This window comes from Bradyrhizobium sp. AZCC 1721, assembly GCF_036924715.1.
Taxonomy (GTDB): domain Bacteria; phylum Pseudomonadota; class Alphaproteobacteria; order Rhizobiales; family Xanthobacteraceae; genus Bradyrhizobium.
The window spans coordinates 510,842-530,676 of sequence record NZ_JAZHSB010000001.1; the positions used below are offsets into that span (position 1 = coordinate 510,842).

Below are 19,835 nucleotides of genomic sequence, written 5' to 3' on the forward strand. Positions count from 1 at the left end.
ATGGCCATGCAGCAAAACGCTTCCGCCGCCACAGGCTCCACCGTCGACCCGGCAGAGGTCGCGAAATTTTCGAAATTGTCGGAGGAGTGGTGGGACCCCAAGGGCAAGATGGCCCCGCTGCACAAGATCAACCCGCTGCGGCTCGCCTATATCCGCGACGCCGCCTGCCGCAAGTTTGAGCGTAACGCCAGGAGCCTGAGTTGCCTCTCGGGCCTGCGTATCCTCGATATCGGTTGCGGCGCTGGCCTGTTATGCGAGCCTTTGACGCGGCTGGGCGCGCAGGTGATCGGGATCGATCCGTCCGCGACCAATATTGCGGCTGCCAAGCTGCACGCCGACAAGGGGCATCTGTCGATCGATTATCGCTGCACCACCGTCGAGCAGATGGACCACCGCGAGCGGTTCGACGTCGTGCTGGCGATGGAAGTGATCGAGCATGTCACCGATGTCGGCGCGTTCCTCGCCCGCTGCGCGGCGATGGTCAAGCCGGGCGGGATGATGGTGGTCTCGACGCTGAACCGCAACTGGAAGAGCTTTGCGCTCGCGATCGTCGGCGCCGAATATGTGCTGCGCTGGCTGCCGCGCGGCACCCATCAATGGGACAAGTTCGTCACGCCGGACGAACTCGCCCGGCATCTCGCCAGCAACCGCCTCACCATCACCGAGCAGGCCGGCGTGGTCTACAACCCGCTCGCCGACCGATGGAGCATCTCGTCCGACATGGACGTGAACTACATGGTGGTGGCGGAAGGGGTGTGACTGACGGCGGCACTTTTACCGCATCACCAGTGTCGTCCCTGCGAACGCAGGGACCCATAACCACCGGCTTACATTGTTGAAGCGCAGCCGTCGCCCCGAGTGCCCATTACGCCGGCCGCGGCGTATGGGTCCCTGCGTTCGCAGGGACGACGGCGTGTTTTTGTGGTATCGCGCAATCCTGTCATGACGCCGGTTCTGTTGACCTGACGCATCGCGCCCTGCACGGTGCAGCAGCATCCCGCCGGTATTTCCCATGCTCTCCGTCGCCACGCTCTGGATTCCCTTCACCATCATCGCTGCGCTGGGCCAGGTCGCGCGCAATGCGATGCAGCGGTCGTTGACGGGACCGCTCGGGACCTGGGGCGCGACTAATATCCGTTTCCTGTTCGGCTTTCCGTTCTCACTGGTCTTCTTTACCTTGGTGGTTGCTTTCACTGGCGACAGCGTGCCGTGGCCGACGGCTGTGTTCTGGCCGTGGCTATTGCTCGGCGCGCTCAGCCAGATCGTCGCCACCGGCCTGATGCTGCTCGCGATGAACGATCGCTCCTTTGTCGTGACGACGGCCTACCTCAAGACGGAGGCAATCCAGGCCGCGATCTTCGGCTTCATCTTCCTCGGCGATCATCTGACGCTGCTGAAAGTGGTCGCGATCGTGATCGCGACCGTCGGCGTGGTCATTACCGCGCTGCGGCCGGGCGGCGAAAAGGGCTTTGCGGAGTTGAAGCCGACCATCATCGGCTTGGTTGCAGCGGGCTGCTTTGCGCTGTCGGCCGTCGGCTTTCGCGGCGCCGTGATTGTGGTGCCCGGCGTCTCCTTCGTCACTGCAGCGTCTTATACGCTGGTGTTCAGCCTGTTTGTGCAGACGCTGGTGTTGACGGTCTATCTGCTCGCCCGCGCGCCTGATGTGCTCAAGGCGATCCTCGGACTGTGGCGGCCCTCAATGCTCGCGGGCTTCATGGGCGCATTCGCCTCGCAATTCTGGTTTCTGGCGCTTGCGCTGACGGCGGCGGCCAATGTGCGCACGCTGGCGCTGGTCGAGGTGCTGTTCGCGCAGGCCGTGTCGTATTATTCGTTCAAGCAGCCGATGTCGGCGCGCGAACTGTCGGGAATCGTGTTGATCGTGGTGGGCGTCGCGCTGCTGGTGGCGGTGTGAGAATTTTGCTCCAACCGTCATTGCGAGCGAAGCGAAGCAATCCATTGCGCAACAAGTTGAAAGCTGGATTGCTTCGTCGCTTCGCTCCTCGCAATGACGAGGGACTTGGCACGCTCCGCATCAATTCCTATCTTCCGGCAGCACCGGCAGCGGGGAGACCTCGACGCCTTCGTCGATCAGCGCGCGCGCCTCATCCGGCGTGGCCTCGCCGTAGATCGGGCGGTGCTCGATATCGCCGTAATGCATCTTGCGCGCTTCGTTGGGGAAGCGCTCGCCGACATTGTCGGCATTCTTGACGATGTGATCGCGCAATTCCTTCAGCTTGGCGCGCAGCTCGCGCTCCTGCGCCATCAACAGCGGCGTCGATTCTGATCCGGTTGCTTCCGCAGGCGCGGTCGGCGCGGGCGCGGCTTGCTCGCGGCCCTTCTTGCTGACGATCTGTGGAGCCATGATGGCGCGTTCGACCTTGACCGAGCCGCAATTCGGGCAGCTCACCAGTCTGCGCTTTTCCTGGGTCTCGTAAGCCGCGGAGCTTTGAAACCAGCTTTCGAAAGCATGGCCCTTCTCGCAGCGAAGGTTGTAGCGGATCATGCCGAGCCCCGGACCAGGTGCAGATGCTCGGGGCCCGCCTTGGGATCGGCAATGCCGAAGCGCCTGCCATGCTGCAGCGACGGCACGGCTCTCCGAGCCGTCTCGACCCTGGATGTGTCGATCTTGGCGAGGAACACGCCGGGCTCGACGCCGCCCTCGGCGAGGATCTCGCCCCAGGGGTCGATGATCAGTGAATGCCCGTAGGTCTCGCGCTTGTTCTCATGCATGCCGCCCTGCGCCGCGGCGAACACGAAGCAGCCGGTCTCGATGGCGCGGGCGCGCAATAGCGTGTGCCAATGTGCCTCGCCGGTTTTCCTGGTGAAGGCCGAGGGCACGGTGAGGAACGACGCGCCGGCCTCGGCCAGCGCGCGATAGAGCGCCGGAAACCGCACGTCGTAGCAGATCGTCAGCCCGATCCGCCCCCACGGCAGATCGGAAATCACGGCAGTTTCGCCCGGCTGGTAGTTGGCGGATTCGCGATAGCTCTCGCCGCCGGGCAGGTCGATATCGAACATGTGGATCTTGTCGTAGCTGGCGAGCAAATTACCGTCGGGCCCGATCAGAAACGAGCGGTTGACGGCGCGCTCGGGCGAGAAGCGCAGCGCCAGCGAGCCGATGTGAAGATAAATCTTCAGCTCCGCGGCCAGCGCGCGATAGGCTTTCAGCGAGGGGTCGTCTGCTTCCGATGCAAGATGCTCGAACAGCGCCTTGCGGTTCAGTTGCATCATGTTGCTCACCTCGGGCGTGAGCACGTAGTCGGCGCCTTGCGCTGCGGCCTCGCGGATCAGGTTGATGCCCTGTTCGAGGCTCGGTTCGGGCAGCAGCCCGGTGCGCATCTGCACCATGGCAGCGGTGAAGGTGGAACCGGCGCTCATGAGGGGGCCTTTTCTCCCGCCAGCAAAGCGTCGAGCTTGCCCGCGCGGTCCAGTGCATAAAGCTCGTCACAGCCGCCGACATGGGTTTTGCCGATGAAGATCTGAGGGAAGGTCGAACCGTGGCCCGCGCGGTCGTACATCTGCTCGCGATAGCCCGGGTCGGTGGCCACGTTCAGTTCGGTGAACGCGGCGCTCTTGCGCGTCAGCAGCGATTTGGCTGCGGTGCAGTAGCCGCAGCCGGGGCGGGTATAGATTTCAATGGCAGTCATGGCGCGCTCTGATTGGCAAGTCTTTGAATTACAAGTCTTTGAATTATATGGGAGCCCGGTGGCTGTCCACAACCCGCGCGAATACCAGCACGTCGACCTGCGCGGCCTTGGCGCGCAGTAGCGCCCGAGCGCAAGCGTCGGTCGTGGCGCCTGACGTCAGCACGTCGTCGATCAGGATGACGCGGCGGCCCTGGACGTCGGCCGCGCGGTCGGCGGCGACCTTGAAGGCGCCCTGCACATTGCTGGCGCGCTGCGGTCGGGACAGCCCGATCTGCTGCTCGGTCGCGCGAATGCGGCGAAGCGCCTCAGAGGCCAGTTTGACGCCGGTTTGACGTGAAATCACCCGCGCCAGCGCGCCGGATTGGTTGTAGCGGCGGCTCCAACCGCGCCGCCAGTGCAGGGGAACTGGGACCAGCACGTCGGCCTCATCAAGCAATTCCTTGCCCGCACGGGCCATCCAGCGGCCCATCGCGGGCGCCAGATCGGTGCGATCCTGGTACTTCAGCGCATGAACCAGGGTTCGCGCGACGTCGTCATAGCGCACCGCGGCGCGGGCGCGCTGGTAGGCCGGCGGATTGGCGATCGCCTCCATCGACAGCAGTTCGGGGCCGGGATCATAGACGAAGGGGATGCCGAGTCGCGGACAGAACGGTGGTGCGATGAACGACAGTTTCGCCCAGCATGCCGCGCAAACGCCCTCGCCATGAACCGGTTCGCGGCAGGAAACGCACTGCGTCGGCAGTGCGATGTCGAGCGCGAGCCGCGGCAGATGCGCGAATGCGTCGCGGCAGGCGCCGAGCGCGCCGCGAAGCTGGCTGGAAATGGAGCGTGATGGTGATGCCTCGGCGTCCATGGCGTGAGGCTAGCGCCGTGTCGCGTGCGGCTCAAGCACGGCATTGCCAGAGATAGGCAGCCAGCGTACCAACCGGCATGGCTTCGAACCCGGCCAGCGCGCCCATCCTGTTCGACCGTGCGCTCTTGCGCGCGCGGCTTGACCGCGCGCGGCGCGGCGGGCCGGCGACATTCCTGCTCGATCGTATCAGGGAAGATTTCGAAGAGCGGCTGCAGGCGGTGACGCGAAGTTTTGCCGATGTGGCCGATATCTGGACGCCGGGCGAGCTCTTGCAAAAACCATTGGCCGATCGCTTCTCATCCATCACCCGCATCGATGTCGATCAATCCGAAACCCTGCACTTGCCCCCGCAATCGCTCGATCTCGCTGTTTCTGCGCTGGCGTTTCAGTTCGTCAACGATCTGCCCGGCGTGCTGGCGCAGATCCGCCGCGCGTTGAAGCCGGATGGGCTGTTGCTGGCGGCGATGATCGGGGGCGATACGCTGACGGAGCTCCGGCAGAGCTTTGCCGCGGCGGAAGCCGAATGCGAGGGCGGGGTATCGCCGCGCGTCGCGCCGTTTGCGGATTTGCGCGACATCGGCAGCCTGCTGCAGCGCGCAGGGCTCGCGCTGCCGGTCACCGACGTCGATCGCGTCGTGGTGCGCTACGACAGCGCGTTCGCGCTGATGGTTGATCTCAGGCGGATGGGTGCGACCAATTTTTTGATCGAACGGCGACGGACGCCGACCCGGCGCACCACCATGTTGCGGATGGCGCAGATTTACGGCGAGCGCTTCGCCGATCCTGACGGCCGCATCCGCGCGACCTTCGACGTGATCTGGCTGTCCGGCTGGGCGCCGCATGAGAGCCAGCAGAAGCCGTTGAAGCCCGGCTCGGCGAAAGCAAGCCTGGAAGCGGCGGTGAAGAAAACTGCTCCCAAATAGACAACCCAGGGCGGGATGAGATCAGGTTGGGCCGTGACGACGGACCATTTTTCTTCTCGTGCCCCGGACGCAAGCAGCACGCGTGCGGCGAGCCGGCCCATTCTACTTTGCATGGGGTTGTTTTCGCGATTTTGTGTCTGGGCTCTGCGTGCCGCCGAAGAGGCGCTGCGCGGGGGTATTTGGAGGCGGCAAGTCCGGGCATGACGGCTGTGTATGTGGCCACTACATCAGCAAATCGATCAGATGCGGGATCAGCGGAATGTCTGCAGGCGGCATCGGGTAATCGCGCAGCTTGTTGGCGCGGACCCAGGCCAGTTGCTGGCCCTCGCGCGCTATCACCATGCCTTCCCAGCGCCGGCAGATGTAGAGCGGCATCAGCAGATGAAAGCTGTCATAGGCGTGGCTCGCAAACGTCAGCGGCGCCAGACATGGCTCGCTGACGTCGATGCCGAGTTCCTCATGCAGTTCGCGGATCAAGGTCTGCTCCGGCCGCTCGCCGGGCTCGACCTTGCCGCCGGGAAATTCCCACAAGCCCGCGAGCGCCTTTCCTTCCGGGCGCTGCGCGATCAGCACGCGCTTGTCGGCATCGACGAGGGCGCAGGCGACCACGAGAGTAAGCTTGATGTCAGCCATGCGCCGCTTTCTCGCTTACGACCGGTAGTCGCCGTTAATCGCGACATATTCCTTGGTGAGGTCGCAGGTCAGCACACGGTCGCGGCCCTTGCCGAGGCCAAGCGCAACCTTGATCTGGATCTTCGGGTTCTTCATCACCTCGGAAACCTCCGCCTCGTTGTAGGACGGATCGCGTGCGCCGCTCTTGGCGACGCGAATGCCGTTGAACGAGATCGAAAGCTTGTCGCGGTTGGCGGGCTCGCCGGCCTTGCCGACCGCCATCACCACACGGCCCCAATTGGCATCCTCGCCAGCGATCGCCGTCTTCACCAGCGGCGAATTCGCGATCGACATGGCGATCTTGCGCGCGGAGTTCTTGGTGGTCGCGCCTTCGACGATAACCTCGACCAGCTTGCGCGCGCCTTCGCCGTCGCGGGCCACCTGCTCGGCAAGGTCGGCCAGCACACCTTGGAAGGCCTTGGCAAACGCCTTGAGGCGCGGATCGCTGGCGCGGCTGATCGTTGGCGCGCCATCGTCGGCGGCCGCGCCGGTGGCGAAGGCCAGCAGCGTATCCGAGGTCGAGGTGTCGCTGTCGATGGTGATGGCGTTGAAAGTGTCCTCGACGCCGCTCTTGAGCAGCGACTGCAGCACGGCGGACGACAGCGGCGCATCGGTGAACACGAAGGATAGCATGGTCGCCATGTCGGGCGCGATCATGCCGGCGCCCTTGGCCATGCCGTTGATCGTGACCTTGGCCTTGCCGAGCTTCACTGTGGCGGTTGCGACCTTCGGAAAGGTATCGGTTGTCATGATGGCCTTCGCCGCGTCCATCCAGTGGTCGGGCGTGGCGGCATCCGCCAACGTCGCCAGCACACCGTCGAACTTGGTGGCGTCGAGCGGCTCGCCGATCACGCCGGTGGAGGCGAGGAACACGTCGCCGGTGGTGCAGCCAACCGCCTTCGCGGCGGTTTGCGCGGTCAGCGCCGTCGACTGCTTGCCGGTCTTGCCGGTGAATGCGTTGGCATTGCCGGAATTCACCACCAGCGCGCGGGCTTGTCCCCGGCCGAGCTTGGCGCGGCACCATTCCACCGGCGCGGACGGGCATTTCGATTTGGTGAACACGCCGGCGACCGTGGTGCCCTTGTCCATGACGGCGAGCAGCACGTCGGTTCGCCCCTTGTAGCGGATGCCGGCGGCGGCGGTGGCGAGCTTCACACCCGCAATCGCGGGCATCTCGGGAACATCGGTCGGGGCGAGGGGGGAAACGGTGGCGGACATGCGAGCACCTTCTTCAACCAGATCAACCATCGCCGGACCTGCGCCGGCATCGACGTCTTCAGGGCCTGACAACCGGTCCCCGGACATGGAACGGCCGGGCGCTTCGGCCCGGCCATGACGATGGTAGATACTATCGGTCTCGAAGAAGTGACAGCGATTTTTTACTTCTTCGTCGGCGCCATCTTGGAATCCGAGGGCTTTGCTGCATCCGGCTTGGTGGCCTCGGCCGGCTTATCCATGCGCTCGACCTTGGCGGCCTCGCGCAGCTTGGCGACGTATTCGGCCTGCGCCTTGCGCGTCACATAGGTTTCGATCTGGGCCTTGACCTGCTCGAACTCGGGCGCCTTGCGGGCGCGCTTTTCCTCGACCTTGATGAGGTGCCAGCCGAATTGCGACTTGACGGGGTCGGAAATCTTGCCGGGTTCGAGCGTGAAGGCGACGGCGGAGAATTCCGGCACCATCTGTTCCTTGGTGAAGAAGCCGAGATCGCCGCCATCGGAGGCGCCGGGGTCCTTGGACTTCTTCTTTGCCAGTTCGGCGAAGTCGCCGCCCTTCTTCAGCTCTTCCGCGATCGCCTTGGCCTCATCCTCGGTCTCGACCAGGATGTGCCGGGCGTGGACTTCCATTTCCCCCGTGATCTGCTTGGCGGCCTCCTCATAGACCTGCTTCATGGCCGCTTCGCTGGTCGCGGCCTTGCCCTCGGTGGCGAGCAGGCTGTCCATCAGCAGGCGGCTGCGCGTGAACGCCAGGCGCTTCTTGAAGTCTTCGGAATTCTCGACCTTCTTTTCCTCGGCGGCCTTGGCGACGATCTTCAGGTCGATCAGGAAGGCCAGCACGTTGTCCTTCTTGGTCGCCGGGTCCATTTGCGCGAGGCTGGGGCCGAGTTCCTCTTCCGCGAGCGCGACGTCGCTCTGGCGGATCTCCGCGCCGTTAACCTTGGCAAGAACGGGGTTGTCCTGGGCGCGAACCGGCAGGCCGGCGGCAAGAACCGCAGCCAGACAGGCCATTACGGCCAAAGAACCCCGTGAGCAGGCCGTGCCGAAGCGCAGGCCGGTTTTCGTTTCCGGGAACGAGGTGGTCATGGAAAATCCTTGTCTTGAAGAGGGGCGCCAAAGGCGGCGGGACACTCGCCCAATCATGCGGCCTTGGCAACGCGAAAAGTCTGTCAAAATGATGAATTCCTTGACATATGGACCCACGTTGACAAGGCCCGAACCCGGCCATATCTGTGCCGGATCGTACAGCGGCGATAGCGCTTATTTTGCTGCGTTTTTTGCCGTTGAACCTTGGATTGCTTAATTCCCACTCATTAGGCGGATGACGCCCCGGAACGGGGTATTTGCCGCCGTGCGTCACGGTGAGTTGATAGGCAACTTGGTGGTCCATCACGGCTTGCAACGCAAGTAACGGCAAAGGCAGGAATTGGCATGATCGGCGCGCTCGCCCGCAAGTTTTTCGGCTCCGCCAACGACCGGCGGGTGAAGGGATATCAATCCCGCGTCAACGCCATCAACGCGCTTGAGCCCGAGCTCGCGAAACTCTCGGATGAGGCGCTGAAAGCCCGCACCGCCGAATTCCGCCAGCAGCTCGCCGACGGCAAGACGCTCGACGACATTCTGGTTCCAGCCTTCGCGACCGTCCGCGAGGCCGCCAAGCGCACCCTCGGCCAGCGGCATTTCGACGTCCAGTTGATCGGCGGCATGGTGCTGCACGAGGGCGACATCGCCGAGATGAAGACCGGCGAAGGCAAGACGCTGGTGGCGACGCTCGCGGTCTATCTCAACGCGCTGGCCGGCCGGGGCGTCCACGTCGTCACCGTCAACGACTATCTCGCCCGCCGCGACAGCGAATGGATGGGCCAGATCTACAATTTCCTCGGCTTGACCGTTGGCGTCATTGTTCATGGTCTCGATGATGGCGAGCGCAAGGAAGCCTATTCGCGCGACATCACCTACGGCACCAACAACGAATACGGTTTCGACTATCTGCGCGACAACATGAAGTACCGGCTGGAGGACATGGTCCAGCGCGGCCATTTCTACGCCATCGTCGACGAAGTCGACTCGATCCTGATCGACGAGGCGCGCACGCCGCTGATCATCTCCGGCCCGCTCGACGACCGCTCGGATTTCTACAACACCATCGACACCTTCTTCCCCAAGCTCGACAAGACCGACTACGAGGTCGACGAGAAGCAGCGCACGGTGACGCTGACCGAAGCCGGTATGGAGAAGATCGAGACGCTGCTGCGCGATGCCGGCCAGCTCAAGGGCGAGTCGCTCTACGACGTGGAGAACGTCTCGGTCGTGCACCACATCAACCAGGCGCTGCGGGCGCATTCGCTGTTCACCCGCGACAAGGACTACATCGTCCGCGACGGCGAAGTCATCATCATCGACGAGTTCACCGGCCGCATGATGCCGGGACGGCGCTACTCGGAAGGCCTGCACCAGGCGCTGGAAGCCAAGGAGCACGTTCAGGTCCAGCCGGAAAACCAGACGCTGGCCTCGATCACGTTCCAGAACTATTTCCGGATGTACGAAAAGCTCGCGGGCATGACCGGTACGGCTGCGACCGAAGCCGACGAATTGTTCGACATCTACAAGCTCGAGGTCGTCGAAATCCCGACCAATCTGCCGGTGGCGCGTCTCGACGAGGACGACGAGGTCTACCGCACCCAGACCGAGAAATACGCCGCCATCCTGGCCGAGATCGAGCGCGCCAATGCGCGGCTGCAGCCGGTGCTGGTCGGCACCGCCTCGATCGAAAAGTCGGAAGTGCTGGCCGACTATCTGAAGAAGCACGGCTACAAGCAGATCGATTTCGGCAACGACGTCGCGCTGGAGAAGCTCTATGCCGCCGCGCGCGCCGGCAAGCCGGCAAAACTGTTTGCGGTGCTGAACGCGCGCTTCCACGAGCAGGAAGCCTATATCGTTGCCGAGGCCGGCGTGCCCGGCGCGATCACGATCGCGACCAACATGGCCGGCCGCGGTACCGACATCAAGCTCGGCGGCTCGCTCGAGATGCGGATCCTTCAGGAGACCGCCGACATCACCGACGAGGCCGAGAAGGCCAAAAAGATCGAACAGATCAAGGCCGACATCGAGCGCTTCCGCGAGATCGTGCTGAAGGCCGAGGAAGTGGTGGAGCTCGAGCCTGCCAAGGGCTCAAAGGCGGCCAAGACCGTGACCAAGCCCGGCGGGCTCTACATCATGGGCTCGGAGCGTCATGAATCCCGGCGCATCGACAACCAGCTCCGCGGCCGCTCCGGCCGCCAGGGCGACCCCGGCCGCTCGAAATTCTTCCTGTCGCTGGAAGACGATCTGATGCGGATCTTCGGCTCCGACCGGCTCGACACCATGCTGCAGCGGCTTGGCCTGAAGGAGGGCGAGGCCATCATCCATCCCTGGATCAACAAGGCGCTGGAGAAGGCGCAGCAGAAGGTCGAGGCGCGCAACTTCGATATCCGCAAGAATCTGCTCAAGTTCGACAACGTGCAGAACGACCAGCGCAAGGTGATCTTCGACCAGCGCGTCGAGCTGATGAGGAGCGACAGCGTGGCCGAAATGGTCACGGACATGCGTCACGACTTCATCGACGACATCGTCGCCAAGCACGTGCCCGAGCATGCCTATGCCGAGCAGTGGGATGTCGCCGGCCTCAAGGAAGAATTGAAGCGCGTGCTTGACATCGACCTGCCGGTCGATGAATGGGCCAAGGAAGAAGGCATTGCCGACGAGGAACTGCTGACGCGGATCGAGCAGCGCGTCGACGAGCATATGGCGGCCAAGGTCGCGCAATGGGGCCCCGACGTGATGCGCTACGTCGAGAAAACTATCCTCTTGCAGACGCTCGACCACCTCTGGCGCGAGCACCTGATCATGCTCGATCATCTGCGTCAGGTGATCGGCCTGCGCGGCTATGGCCAGCGCGATCCCTTGCAGGAGTACAAATCGGAAGCCTTCGGCCTGTATGAGGCAATGACCGCGCATCTGCGCGAGGCGGTGACGGCGCAATTGATGCGCGTCGAGATCGTGCCGCCGGAAGAGCAGCAGCCGGTGCTGCCGGCGATGGAAGCGCACAAGTTCGATCCCAATACCGGCGAAGACGAGATGGCCTTTGCCAACGCCTCGCTGGTGCCCCAGGCTCCGGCGGCCGATCGCGATCCGAAAAACCCCGCAAGCTGGGGCAAGGTCGGCCGTAACGAGGATTGCCCTTGCGGAAGCGGCAAGAAGTACAAGCACTGCCACGGCAAGTACGCTTGAGCGCAACGCAGCGCGGCTTCCGCACATGCAAATGTCTCGGAGTACCGGACGCCTCGCCTTCGCGGGCGATGACGATCAAATGCGTACGCGAATTTAGCTGACCGCTGCGAAGGCGCGGATCATCCTCTAGTTCGAGCTGTCGATCAGGCTCTCGAGCAGGCGCTTGAGCTCGTTGGTCGATTTGTCGCCATAGCTCTCGACGATGTGCTCTTCCTGGCTCACCGCCAGCGAGTTCAGCCGCTTGCTCAGCGCCTTGCCGCGGTCGGATACGAACATCAGGACCTTGCGGCGGTCCTTGGGGTCCTGAACGCGGTAGACCAGCGCGTCTGACACCATGCGGTCGACCATCTTGGTCAGCGTGGGATGGTTGAGCAGCACCGCGTCCGCAAGCTCGCCCATCGAATGGCCGTTGCCGTCGGACAGAACTTTAAGGATGCGCCATTGCTCGACAGGTACGCCTTCCTTGCTCAAGCGCATTTCTAGCTGCCGGTTGATCTCCCGGTTGGCTTGCGCGAGCAAATAGGCGAGGTGTTCTGTGATGGGGGAATTGTCTTTCGGCGGTTTGGCCACGGCTGAAACTTCGTCTTGATCCGAATGTGAGTGAATGTCCGGCAACGAGTGCCGTTTCTATATGCACTTCAATTGTTGAATATTCAATATTTTCCAATAAGCTATTTCTCCAACTAAGAAGGGCGGATGCCGCGGCCGCCCGCGGGATGTGTTTTGGTCTGGTGCCAGACAGGAGTTGGCGTGCGTTCGACGGTAAACTTCCCGGCTTCCGGCGGCCCTACGTTTCCGCCGCAGTTGCTGTTTCGAAACCTGTCGGCGGCAGCGGATGATCGCGCCTTGTCGCCGGACGATCATGCCTTCTTCAGGCGGCGCGGCGCCGGGAACAGGCTTCGGATCGGGGGCTTCATATGCTGCACCGGCTCTCCCGGGGTTTGGGGCCCATCCGCCACGAGCAGTGCGCAGCTTGCGGTCGCGGAGATCAACAAGCGCGGCGGTATCCTTGGACGCGAGATCGAGCTTTCGATCTACGATGCAGGCGGGCCGCTCGACGACGTCCTGCGTCGCGCCGAGCAGGCAATCGGGTTCGACGAAGTCGATCTCATCGTTGGCTTGCACACCAGTGCAGTCCGCGTGGCTCTGCGCAAGATTACACGTGGCCGCGTGCCCTATGTCTACACCCCCGTTTACGAAGGCGGCGAACAGACGCCGGGCGTGATGGCGATCGGCGAGACGCCGCGCTGGCAGATCCGACCGTCGATCCATTGGCTCAGCGAGGTCAAGAAGGCCGCGCGCTGGTATCTGATAGGCAGCGACTATGTCTGGCCCTGGCAGTCGCATCGCGCGGTGAAGCGGTACATCAAGGAAGCCGGTGGCCACGTTGTCGGCGAGGAGTTCGTCCCGCTCGGTGAGGACAATCACGAGCCGCATCTGGCGCGCATCCGCGCCGCGCGGCCCGACGTTGTGCTGATCTCCCTGATCGGAACCGACAGCATCACCTTCAATCGCGCCTTCGGCGAATCCGGGCTCGCCGCCACCATGCTGCGGTTCGCCGGAGCGATGGACGAAACCGTGTTGCTCGGCATCGGCGCCGATAACAGCGAGAACCTGTTCTGCGCGTCCGGCTACTTCCCCTGTGTCGGCTCGCGCGCCAATGACGAATTCATGGGCGGCTATCGCGCGATGTTCGGTCCGAATGCCCCGCCGATCGGCTCGCTCGGTCAATCGAACTATGAAGGGTTGCGATTTCTTGAAGCCGCGGCCAACCAGGCCGGCACGCTGGCGATGGCGCCCTTGTTCGCGGCGGGGCGCAATGTCGTTTATAGCGGCGCACGCGGACCGGTGATCGTCCGTGATGGTCGTGTTCGGATGCAGATGTATCTCGCCGAGGCCGATGGCCTCGATTTCAAGGTGATCAAGGCAATCTAGCAACGACGGAACAATCTTATTCAGTCGAAATCCGAAATAATGCTTGAAAAGGAAAATATTTCCGTTTTGGATACCTGCGCAAAGGCCACGGTTCGCACGCGATAAGCGGGCCGCCGGCTGCACGCCCAGGGATCAAAAAGCTTCAGGAGAGCGTCGTGTCAGTCGTCCTTCCAACACCAACGCAACTTCGCGCCGTCGCCGAGCAATGCGGCCTGTCACTCACCGACGAGGACGTCGCTTCGTTCCGCAGTCTGATGCAAGGTTCGATCGATGCCTACAATCTCGTCGCAGCGATGCCGGACGAGCTGCCGGAAGTGAAGTATCCGCGCACCCCCGGCTACCGCCCCTTGCCGGAAGAGAACCCGCGCAACGCCTGGTACCGCAAGTCGACCGTGAAAGGCGCCGCTTCCGGCAAGCTTAAGGGCAAGACGGTCGCGCTGAAGGACAACATCATGTTGGCCGGCGTGCCCATGATGAACGGATCGGCCACGCTGGAAGGCTACGTGCCCGATTTCGATGCCACCATCGTCACGCGGATGCTGGACGCGGGCGCCGAAATCGCCGGCAAGGTTCACTGCGAATCCTTCTGCATGTCCGGCGGCAGTCACACCAACGCGGTGGGACCTGTGCACAATCCGCACAAGATGGGCTATTCGGCCGGCGGCTCTTCGTCGGGTAGCGGCGTCGTCGTTGCGCTTGGCGAGGTCGACATGGCGATCGGCGGTGACCAGGGCGGTTCGATCCGGATGCCGTCCTCGTTCTGCGGCACATACGGGATGAAGCCGACCTGGGGACTGGTTCCGTACACCGGTATCATGCCGATCGAAATTTTCGTCGACCATACCGGGCCGATGACGGCAACGGTGGCCGACAACGCGTTGTTGCTGGAGGTGATCGCCGGCGACGACGGCTACGATCCGCGCATCAAGGCGCCGAAGGTCGAGGAGTATACCAAGGCACTCGGCGGCGGCGTCAAAGGGATGAGGATCGGCATACTCAAGGAAGGCTTCGAGCAGCCAATGGCGGAAGCTGCGGTGAATGAGAGCGTGCGCGAAGCGGCCAAGCGCTTCCGCGATCTCGGTGCCTCGGTCGAGACGGTCTCGATCCCGATGCATTTGACCGGCCCTGCAATCTGGACGCCGATCGGCACCGAAGGCATGACGCAGACCATGATGTATGGCGACGGCTACGGGCTGAGCCGTGGCGATCTCTATTCGACGTCGCTGATGGATTTCCATCGAGGCTGGCGCCGGCAAGCCGACTCGCTGTCGGAGACCACGAAGCTGTTCCTGCTGCTCGGCACCTACATCAACAACAATTTCGGCCCGCGCTACTATGGCAAGGCGCTCAATATCTCCAGGCGGCTGACCGCTGCCTACGACAAGGCCTTCAAGGACTACGATCTGCTGCTGCTGCCAACGACGCCGATGAAGGCGACGCCGCTGCCGCCGGCCAATGCCAGCCGCGAAGACTACGTCGCCCGCGCGCTGGAAATGATTTCGAACACCGCGCCATTCGACATCACCCATCATCCCGCAATGTCGTTGCCCTGCGGCATGGTGGACGGTCTTCCGGTGGGCTTGATGCTGGTCGGCCGGCTGTTCGAGGAATCCACGATCTATCGCGCCGCGCACGCCTTCGAGCAAATCGGCGACTGGAAGAAAATGTGAGCGGCGTTTTGTCGCGGGCCGGTTGGATCGCAAGGCATGGCTAGCACCTTCGTTGCGGCATTCGAGATCCTGAGTTTCGGCGCGATCATCGTTCTGGTCGTGCTGGGGCTCGGGATCATTGCCAGCATGATGGGAATTTTCAACTTCGCGCAGGGCGAGTTCGTCCTGCTCGGCGCTTACGTTACCTATCTGGCGCATAGCCGCGGGATTCCGATCTGGGTGGGCATGGCGGCTGCGCCATTCATCGTTGGCGGCCTCGGCTTCGTGCTGGAGGCGCTCATCATCCGGCGCTTCTATGCCGCGCCCATCGTGGCGATGCTTGGCACCTATGCGCTCGGCCTGATCATCCGCGAAAGCGTGCGCGGCCTGATCGGCGGTTTCTATCTGACCGTGCCGGAGCCGATCGGCGGCTCGATCGATATCGGCACGATGCACATTTCGACGTGGCGCTTCACGATCATCGTCATCACGCTGCTGGTGATGGGCGGCTGCTATCTATTGCTGTCGCGGACCAGCTTCGGCCTTCGCGTGCGCGCGACGTTGGAAAATCCGGCGCTGGCGCGGGTGTCGGGAATCTCGACGCCCCTGATCTACGGCGCCACGTTTGCCTTCGGCGCCGCGCTGGCGGGGCTTGCTGGCGCGTTGATCGTGCCCGTGTTCAGCTTGTTCGCCGACCTCGGTATCCGGTTCCTGATTCAGGGCTTTGTCGCCGTCATGGTCGGCGGCGTCGGATCGTTTATCGGGCCGGTCGCCGGAGCCGGCTTGATCGGAACGCTCAGCGCGGCGCTACCCTGGGTCATGGCGCCCGTGGTCGCCGACGTTCTCGTCTTCGTACTCGCCATCGTCTTCATCAAATTCCGGCCGCAAGGCCTCATCGCTGGAAAAGGGGTTTAGTCGCATGTTTGCCGATCGCCTTGATTTGACGCGCCGTCGTTTCCTCAGCGGCTTTGCTTTCACGACCGGCGCGATTGCGACCGGGATCGGTAGCTGGGTGGTCAGGCCCGACTGGGCCAATGCCGCCGAAGGCCCGATCAAGGTCGGCATCGCAACCGACCTGACCGGCCCGATCGCTTATGCCGGCAATGCTGACGCCAATGTCGCCAAGATGGTCATCAAGCAGATCAACGCTGCCGGCGGCCTGCTCGGCCGGCCGCTCGAGCTCTACATCGAGGACACCGCCTCCAACGAATCGGTCGCCGTCGGCAACGTTCGCAAGCTGATCCAGCGCGACAAGGTCGACATGGTGCTCGGCGGCATCACCAGTTCGATGCGCAACGCGATTAAGGATCCGATCGTGGCGCGCGGCAAGACGCTGTACATCTATCCGCAGCTTTACGAGGGCAAGGAATGCACGGCCAATCTATTCTGCACCGGCCCGACTCCGGCGCAGCAATGCGACGAGTTCATACCCTGGCTGATCAAGAACGGCGGCAAGAAGTTTGCGCTGCCAAGCGCGAACTATGTCTGGCCGCACACGCTCAACGTCTATGCACGCAAGGTGATTGAATCCAGCGGTGGCGAGGTCGTGTTCGAGGAGTACTACCCGCTCGACCAGGTCGACTTCTCAGCCACCGTCAACCGCATCATCTCCAACAAGGTCGATGTCGTCTTTAACACTGTAATCCCTCCCGGTGTCGGTCCGTTCTTCAAGCAGCTCTACGAGGCTGGCTTCCTGAAGAATGGGGGACGGCTGGCCTGCGTGTACTATGACGAGAATACGCTCAACATCAATCAGGCCAGCGAGATCGAGGGTCTTGCAAGCTGCCTTGACTACTTCAAGGCGCTGACCAAGGACGATCCGGTCAGCGCCAAGATCCAGGCGGCCTACGAGAAGGATTTCCCCGGCAATTTCCTGTTCGCCGCCGGCAGCGCGGCGACCGGCACCTATCGCGGGCTGAAGCTATGGGAAGCGGCGGTCAAGGAAGCCGGCAAGATCGACCGCGATGCGGTGGCCGCGGCGCTCGATCATGCCAAGATCGCGGAAGGCCCGGGCGGACCGGCCGAGATGGTGCCGGGCAAGCGGCACTGCAAGATGAAGATGTATACCGCTGTTGCCAAAGGCGGGAACTATGAGATCGTGGGCCGCAGCGACGGCCTCGTCGATCCCAAGGAGTGCTGAGTGATCCATGGGTGCAGCAAAGCAGGCCCTTCGCGCAACGTGAGTCGGGGGCCCGACGTTTCGATGGCTGACGGTGGATTGGATCAAGCATTGCCGGCGCGACTGGCGGCGGGACGGAAGGTGCTCCCGATCGTGGAAGGGGCGGTGCTGATCGCTGCGCTGATCCTGCCGCTGGTTCTGCAGGACTACCTCACGGTGTTCGCTACCCGCGTCATTATTCTCGCCCTGTTCGCGCTCTCGTTCGATCTGGTGTGGGGATATGCCGGCATCATGAGCTTCGGTCAGGCGCTGTTCTTCGGGTCGGCCGGTTATGGCGTTGCACTGATGGCGCGCGACCTCAACATCACCTCGATCTTTCTCGTACTGCCGGCGGGAACGCTGATCGGGCTCACCACCTCGCTGCTGCTCGGTGGCTTTCTGCTGCTCGGCCGGCATCCCTCCAGCGTGATCTTCGTTGCACTCGGTACCCTGACCGGATCCTACGCGGCCGACCGCCTGGCGCGCGGCTGGTACTATCTCGGCGGACAGAACGGCATTCCCTCGATTCCGTCGATGTCGCTCGGTAACTACGACGTTACCGAAGGACCGGTCTATTACTATTTCGCGCTCGGCACTCTGGTTGTCGTCTATCTGCTGTGCCGCTTCCTGGTGCGCTCGCAGTTCGGCCTGGCACTGGCGGGGCTTCGCGAGAACGAGCAGCGCATCGCCTTCTTCGGATACAAGGCGCAACACCTGAAGGCGATTGTTTTCGCCGTGGGCGGCACCATCGCAGGCCTTGCAGGTAGTCTCTACGCATTTCACGAGGGCTTCGTCTGGCCCAATATGGTCGGCGTGGTAATCTCGACGCAGGTCGTGCTTTACGTTTTATTCGGCGGATCGGGCACATTGATCGGCGCGGTTATCGGCGCCGTTATCATCGAGGGCGTCAGCTTCTGGCTGTCGGACAATTATCGCGACATCTGGCCTATCCTTCTCGGCGTGTTGCTGCTGCTGGTGATCCTGTTCCGCCCGCTCGGGCTGATCAGCTTCGTGCTCGGCGAACGCGAGCGCGTCGGCAGTTTTGGGGCGGGACCGAAGGAGAAGCGCAATGCCGCTCCTTGAGGCGACCGGCATCGTCAAGGTGTTTGGCAAGCTCACCGCGCTCGATGGTGCCGCGCTGACGATAGGCGAAAACGAGTTTCACGGCCTGATCGGGCCGAACGGCTCGGGAAAAAGCACCCTGATGAAGTGCGTCGCAGGCGCCGAGGTGCCGACCCAAGGCAAGGTCACCTTCATCAACCGCGATATCACCCAGTTGTCGCCGACCGAGCGAGCCCGCGCCGGCATGAGCCTGAAATTCCAGATCACTAGCGTGCTGCCGACACTGACGCTGTACGACAACATCCTGCTGGCGCTGCAGGCGCAATCCTCGCTGTTCGATCTGGTGTTCTCGCGCACGCGCGGCGTGCTGCACGATCAGGTAATGATGATGCTGAGCCAGTTCCGCCTCGCCGATCGCGCGCATGATGCTGCCGCGGCGCTGTCGCACGGGCAGCAGCAATGGCTGGAAATCGCTATGGCGCTCGCAGCCAAGCCGCGGCTGCTGCTGCTGGACGAGCCGACCGGCGGCATGAGCCTGGAAGAACGCCGCGTCACCGGCGAACTCCTGCAGCCTATCAAGCAGCATTGTTCGCTTGTGATCGTCGAACACGATCTGGATTTCATCCGCGATATCTGCGACCGCCTGACCGTGATCGACCAGGGTCGTGTGCTCGCGTCCGGAACGGTCGCCGAGATCCAGGTCAACAAGAGCGTCCAGGAGATTTATCTACGTCGTGCCTGAACAGACATTTCTCGACGTACGACATCTCGAAGCCGGTTATGGCCGCAGCCAGGTCCTGTTCGATGTCAACATCGGCATTCCCTGGCGTGGCGGCGTCGCGGTGCTCGGCCGTAACGGAGCCGGCAAGACCACACTGATGAAGACGATCGTCGGCGAGCTTGCGAGCTCGAATGGCGAATTGTTTTTCGACGGCCGTGACATCACCCGGCGCCGGACCGAGGAGCGGGTCCGCTCGGGCATCGGCTACGTGCCCCAGGAACATTCGGTGTTCGCTCGGCTCTCGGTGCGCGACAATCTCGCAGTCGGCTCGCTGTTCAACGTTGATCCGACGGCGGTCGATCGGGTCCTGAGCATCTTCCCGAAGCTCGGGCGGCGGCTCGACCAGCCGGCCGGCACGCTGTCGGGCGGCGAGCGCAAGATGCTGGCGATCGGACGCGCGATGCTTGGCAATCCCAAATTGCTGCTGCTGGACGAGCCGACCGAAGGCGTGTGGGTCGGTGTGATCGAGGAGATCACCGAGCGGCTCATCGAGTTGGCCAAGCAGATCGCGATCGTCATCGTCGAGCAGCATCTCGATCTCGCGCTGCGCGTCGCCGATTATGCCTATGTGCTCGATCGCGGCAGGGTGGCGCTGCAAGGCGCTGCTGGCGAGGTGCGGAACGATCCGGAATTGTTGCGCTATCTCGCACCGTAGCGTCCGCCGAAGGCGCA

At 63.1% G+C, this 19,835-nt stretch carries 19 protein-coding genes; 11 read left to right on the forward strand and 8 right to left on the reverse strand.

Annotated features, from left to right (window positions below; all coding sequences use genetic code 11):
• Together ubiG and V1273_RS02420 are read left to right on the forward strand one after the other, a co-directional pair.
• Positions 1-759, forward strand: a complete 759-nt coding sequence (gene ubiG, locus V1273_RS02415) for a bifunctional 2-polyprenyl-6-hydroxyphenol methylase/3-demethylubiquinol 3-O-methyltransferase UbiG (RefSeq protein ID WP_334366083.1) — start codon at positions 1-3, stop codon at positions 757-759.
• A 253-nt stretch (positions 760-1,012) separates the two neighbouring features.
• Complete coding sequence (locus V1273_RS02420; RefSeq protein ID WP_334408605.1) at positions 1,013-1,912, forward strand: EamA family transporter; 900 nt, start codon at positions 1,013-1,015, stop codon at positions 1,910-1,912.
• A gap of 120 nt (positions 1,913-2,032) precedes the next feature.
• Here V1273_RS02420 and V1273_RS02425 read toward each other — a convergent pair whose 3' ends face one another.
• Genes V1273_RS02425 through V1273_RS02440 form a run of 4 tightly spaced genes read right to left on the reverse strand, consistent with a single transcriptional unit; the run spans position 2,033 to position 4,500 of the window.
• Complete coding sequence (locus V1273_RS02425) at positions 2,033-2,503, reverse strand: DUF1178 family protein (protein ID WP_334366085.1); 471 nt, start codon at positions 2,501-2,503, stop codon at positions 2,033-2,035.
• A complete protein-coding gene (locus tag V1273_RS02430) occupies positions 2,500-3,378 on the reverse strand; it encodes a carbon-nitrogen hydrolase family protein (RefSeq protein ID WP_334379467.1) in 879 nt (292 codons plus the stop codon). The genes V1273_RS02425 and V1273_RS02430 overlap by 4 nt, the downstream gene beginning before the upstream one ends.
• Complete coding sequence (gene grxC / locus V1273_RS02435) at positions 3,375-3,647, reverse strand: glutaredoxin 3 (protein WP_334379466.1); 273 nt, start codon at positions 3,645-3,647, stop codon at positions 3,375-3,377. The genes V1273_RS02430 and grxC overlap by 4 nt, the downstream gene beginning before the upstream one ends.
• A gap of 43 nt (positions 3,648-3,690) precedes the next feature.
• Positions 3,691-4,500, reverse strand: coding sequence for a ComF family protein (locus V1273_RS02440; protein WP_334408606.1), 810 nt, complete (start codon positions 4,498-4,500; stop codon positions 3,691-3,693).
• A gap of 77 nt (positions 4,501-4,577) precedes the next feature.
• Between V1273_RS02440 and V1273_RS02445 the strand changes: the two genes are divergently transcribed.
• Positions 4,578-5,423 carry a methyltransferase domain-containing protein gene (locus V1273_RS02445; protein ID WP_334408607.1) on the forward strand — a complete coding sequence of 282 codons (846 nt, stop codon included), beginning with the start codon at positions 4,578-4,580 and terminating at the stop codon, positions 5,421-5,423.
• A gap of 222 nt (positions 5,424-5,645) precedes the next feature.
• On the opposite strand, the gene V1273_RS02450 is transcribed toward V1273_RS02445, so the two are convergent.
• The 3 genes from V1273_RS02450 to V1273_RS02460 all read right to left on the reverse strand — a co-directional run bounded on the left by V1273_RS02450 (position 5,646) and on the right by V1273_RS02460 (position 8,395).
• A complete protein-coding gene (locus tag V1273_RS02450; protein WP_334408608.1) occupies positions 5,646-6,056 on the reverse strand; it encodes a (deoxy)nucleoside triphosphate pyrophosphohydrolase in 411 nt (136 codons plus the stop codon).
• A gap of 15 nt (positions 6,057-6,071) precedes the next feature.
• Positions 6,072-7,313 carry a bifunctional glutamate N-acetyltransferase/amino-acid acetyltransferase ArgJ gene (gene argJ, locus V1273_RS02455; protein WP_334408609.1) on the reverse strand — a complete coding sequence of 414 codons (1,242 nt, stop codon included), beginning with the start codon at positions 7,311-7,313 and terminating at the stop codon, positions 6,072-6,074.
• Positions 7,314-7,474: 161 nt separating this feature from the next.
• Positions 7,475-8,395 (reverse strand): peptidylprolyl isomerase, encoded by a 921-nt coding sequence (locus V1273_RS02460; RefSeq protein WP_334366092.1) that lies wholly within the window; start codon positions 8,393-8,395, stop codon positions 7,475-7,477.
• A 345-nt stretch (positions 8,396-8,740) separates the two neighbouring features.
• Between V1273_RS02460 and secA the strand changes: the two genes are divergently transcribed.
• Positions 8,741-11,578, forward strand: coding sequence for a preprotein translocase subunit SecA (gene secA / locus V1273_RS02465; protein WP_334366093.1), 2,838 nt, complete (start codon positions 8,741-8,743; stop codon positions 11,576-11,578).
• Between the two features lie 126 nt (positions 11,579-11,704).
• Here secA and V1273_RS02470 read toward each other — a convergent pair whose 3' ends face one another.
• Complete coding sequence (locus V1273_RS02470; RefSeq protein ID WP_028347666.1) at positions 11,705-12,148, reverse strand: MarR family winged helix-turn-helix transcriptional regulator; 444 nt, start codon at positions 12,146-12,148, stop codon at positions 11,705-11,707.
• 180 nt (positions 12,149-12,328) lie between these two features.
• Here V1273_RS02470 and V1273_RS02475 point away from each other — a divergent pair, with 180 nt between their 5' ends.
• From V1273_RS02475 to V1273_RS02505, 7 genes are all read left to right on the forward strand, one after another.
• On the forward strand, positions 12,329-13,513 hold the full coding sequence (locus V1273_RS02475; RefSeq protein WP_334366094.1) for a substrate-binding domain-containing protein: 1,185 nt from the start codon (positions 12,329-12,331) through the stop codon (positions 13,511-13,513).
• Between the two features lie 155 nt (positions 13,514-13,668).
• On the forward strand, positions 13,669-15,183 hold the full coding sequence (locus V1273_RS02480) for an amidase (protein ID WP_334366095.1): 1,515 nt from the start codon (positions 13,669-13,671) through the stop codon (positions 15,181-15,183).
• A gap of 36 nt (positions 15,184-15,219) precedes the next feature.
• Positions 15,220-16,077: a branched-chain amino acid ABC transporter permease gene (locus V1273_RS02485; protein ID WP_334379462.1), complete on the forward strand. Its 858-nt coding sequence runs from the start codon at positions 15,220-15,222 to the stop codon at positions 16,075-16,077.
• A gap of 4 nt (positions 16,078-16,081) precedes the next feature.
• Positions 16,082-17,302: a substrate-binding protein gene (locus V1273_RS02490; RefSeq protein ID WP_334366098.1), complete on the forward strand. Its 1,221-nt coding sequence runs from the start codon at positions 16,082-16,084 to the stop codon at positions 17,300-17,302.
• A 63-nt stretch (positions 17,303-17,365) separates the two neighbouring features.
• Positions 17,366-18,403 (forward strand): branched-chain amino acid ABC transporter permease, encoded by a 1,038-nt coding sequence (locus tag V1273_RS02495; RefSeq protein WP_334379461.1) that lies wholly within the window; start codon positions 17,366-17,368, stop codon positions 18,401-18,403.
• Positions 18,390-19,124, forward strand: a complete 735-nt coding sequence (locus V1273_RS02500) for an ABC transporter ATP-binding protein (RefSeq protein ID WP_334379460.1) — start codon at positions 18,390-18,392, stop codon at positions 19,122-19,124. The genes V1273_RS02495 and V1273_RS02500 overlap by 14 nt, the downstream gene beginning before the upstream one ends.
• Positions 19,117-19,818 carry a branched-chain amino acid ABC transporter ATP-binding protein gene (locus V1273_RS02505; RefSeq protein WP_334379459.1) on the forward strand — a complete coding sequence of 234 codons (702 nt, stop codon included), beginning with the start codon at positions 19,117-19,119 and terminating at the stop codon, positions 19,816-19,818. Before V1273_RS02500 ends, V1273_RS02505 begins: the two co-directional genes overlap by 8 nt.
• Positions 19,819-19,835 lie beyond the last annotated feature (17 nt).

Bases quoted from the DNA above. Each gene is read 5' to 3' on its own strand.
- V1273_RS02440 (WP_334408606.1), bottom strand. From the start codon at position 4,500: ATGGACGCCGAGGCATCACCATCACGCTCCATTTCCAGCCAGCTTCGC.
- V1273_RS02460 (WP_334366092.1), bottom strand. From the start codon at position 8,395: ATGACCACCTCGTTCCCGGAAACGAAAACCGGCCTGCGCTTCGGCACG.
- V1273_RS02500 (WP_334379460.1), top strand. From the start codon at position 18,390: ATGCCGCTCCTTGAGGCGACCGGCATCGTCAAGGTGTTTGGCAAGCTC.
- V1273_RS02490 (WP_334366098.1), top strand. From the start codon at position 16,082: ATGTTTGCCGATCGCCTTGATTTGACGCGCCGTCGTTTCCTCAGCGGC.
- grxC (WP_334379466.1), bottom strand. From the start codon at position 3,647: ATGACTGCCATTGAAATCTATACCCGCCCCGGCTGCGGCTACTGCACC.
- ubiG (WP_334366083.1), top strand. From the start codon at position 1: ATGGCCATGCAGCAAAACGCTTCCGCCGCCACAGGCTCCACCGTCGAC.
- V1273_RS02485 (WP_334379462.1), top strand. From the start codon at position 15,220: ATGGCTAGCACCTTCGTTGCGGCATTCGAGATCCTGAGTTTCGGCGCG.
- V1273_RS02495 (WP_334379461.1), top strand. From the start codon at position 17,366: ATGGCTGACGGTGGATTGGATCAAGCATTGCCGGCGCGACTGGCGGCG.
- V1273_RS02430 (WP_334379467.1), bottom strand. From the start codon at position 3,378: ATGAGCGCCGGTTCCACCTTCACCGCTGCCATGGTGCAGATGCGCACC.
- V1273_RS02445 (WP_334408607.1), top strand. From the start codon at position 4,578: ATGGCTTCGAACCCGGCCAGCGCGCCCATCCTGTTCGACCGTGCGCTC.
- V1273_RS02450 (WP_334408608.1), bottom strand. From the start codon at position 6,056: ATGGCTGACATCAAGCTTACTCTCGTGGTCGCCTGCGCCCTCGTCGAT.
- secA (WP_334366093.1), top strand. From the start codon at position 8,741: ATGATCGGCGCGCTCGCCCGCAAGTTTTTCGGCTCCGCCAACGACCGG.
- argJ (WP_334408609.1), bottom strand. From the start codon at position 7,313: ATGTCCGCCACCGTTTCCCCCCTCGCCCCGACCGATGTTCCCGAGATG.
- V1273_RS02420 (WP_334408605.1), top strand. From the start codon at position 1,013: ATGCTCTCCGTCGCCACGCTCTGGATTCCCTTCACCATCATCGCTGCG.
- V1273_RS02425 (WP_334366085.1), bottom strand. From the start codon at position 2,503: ATGATCCGCTACAACCTTCGCTGCGAGAAGGGCCATGCTTTCGAAAGC.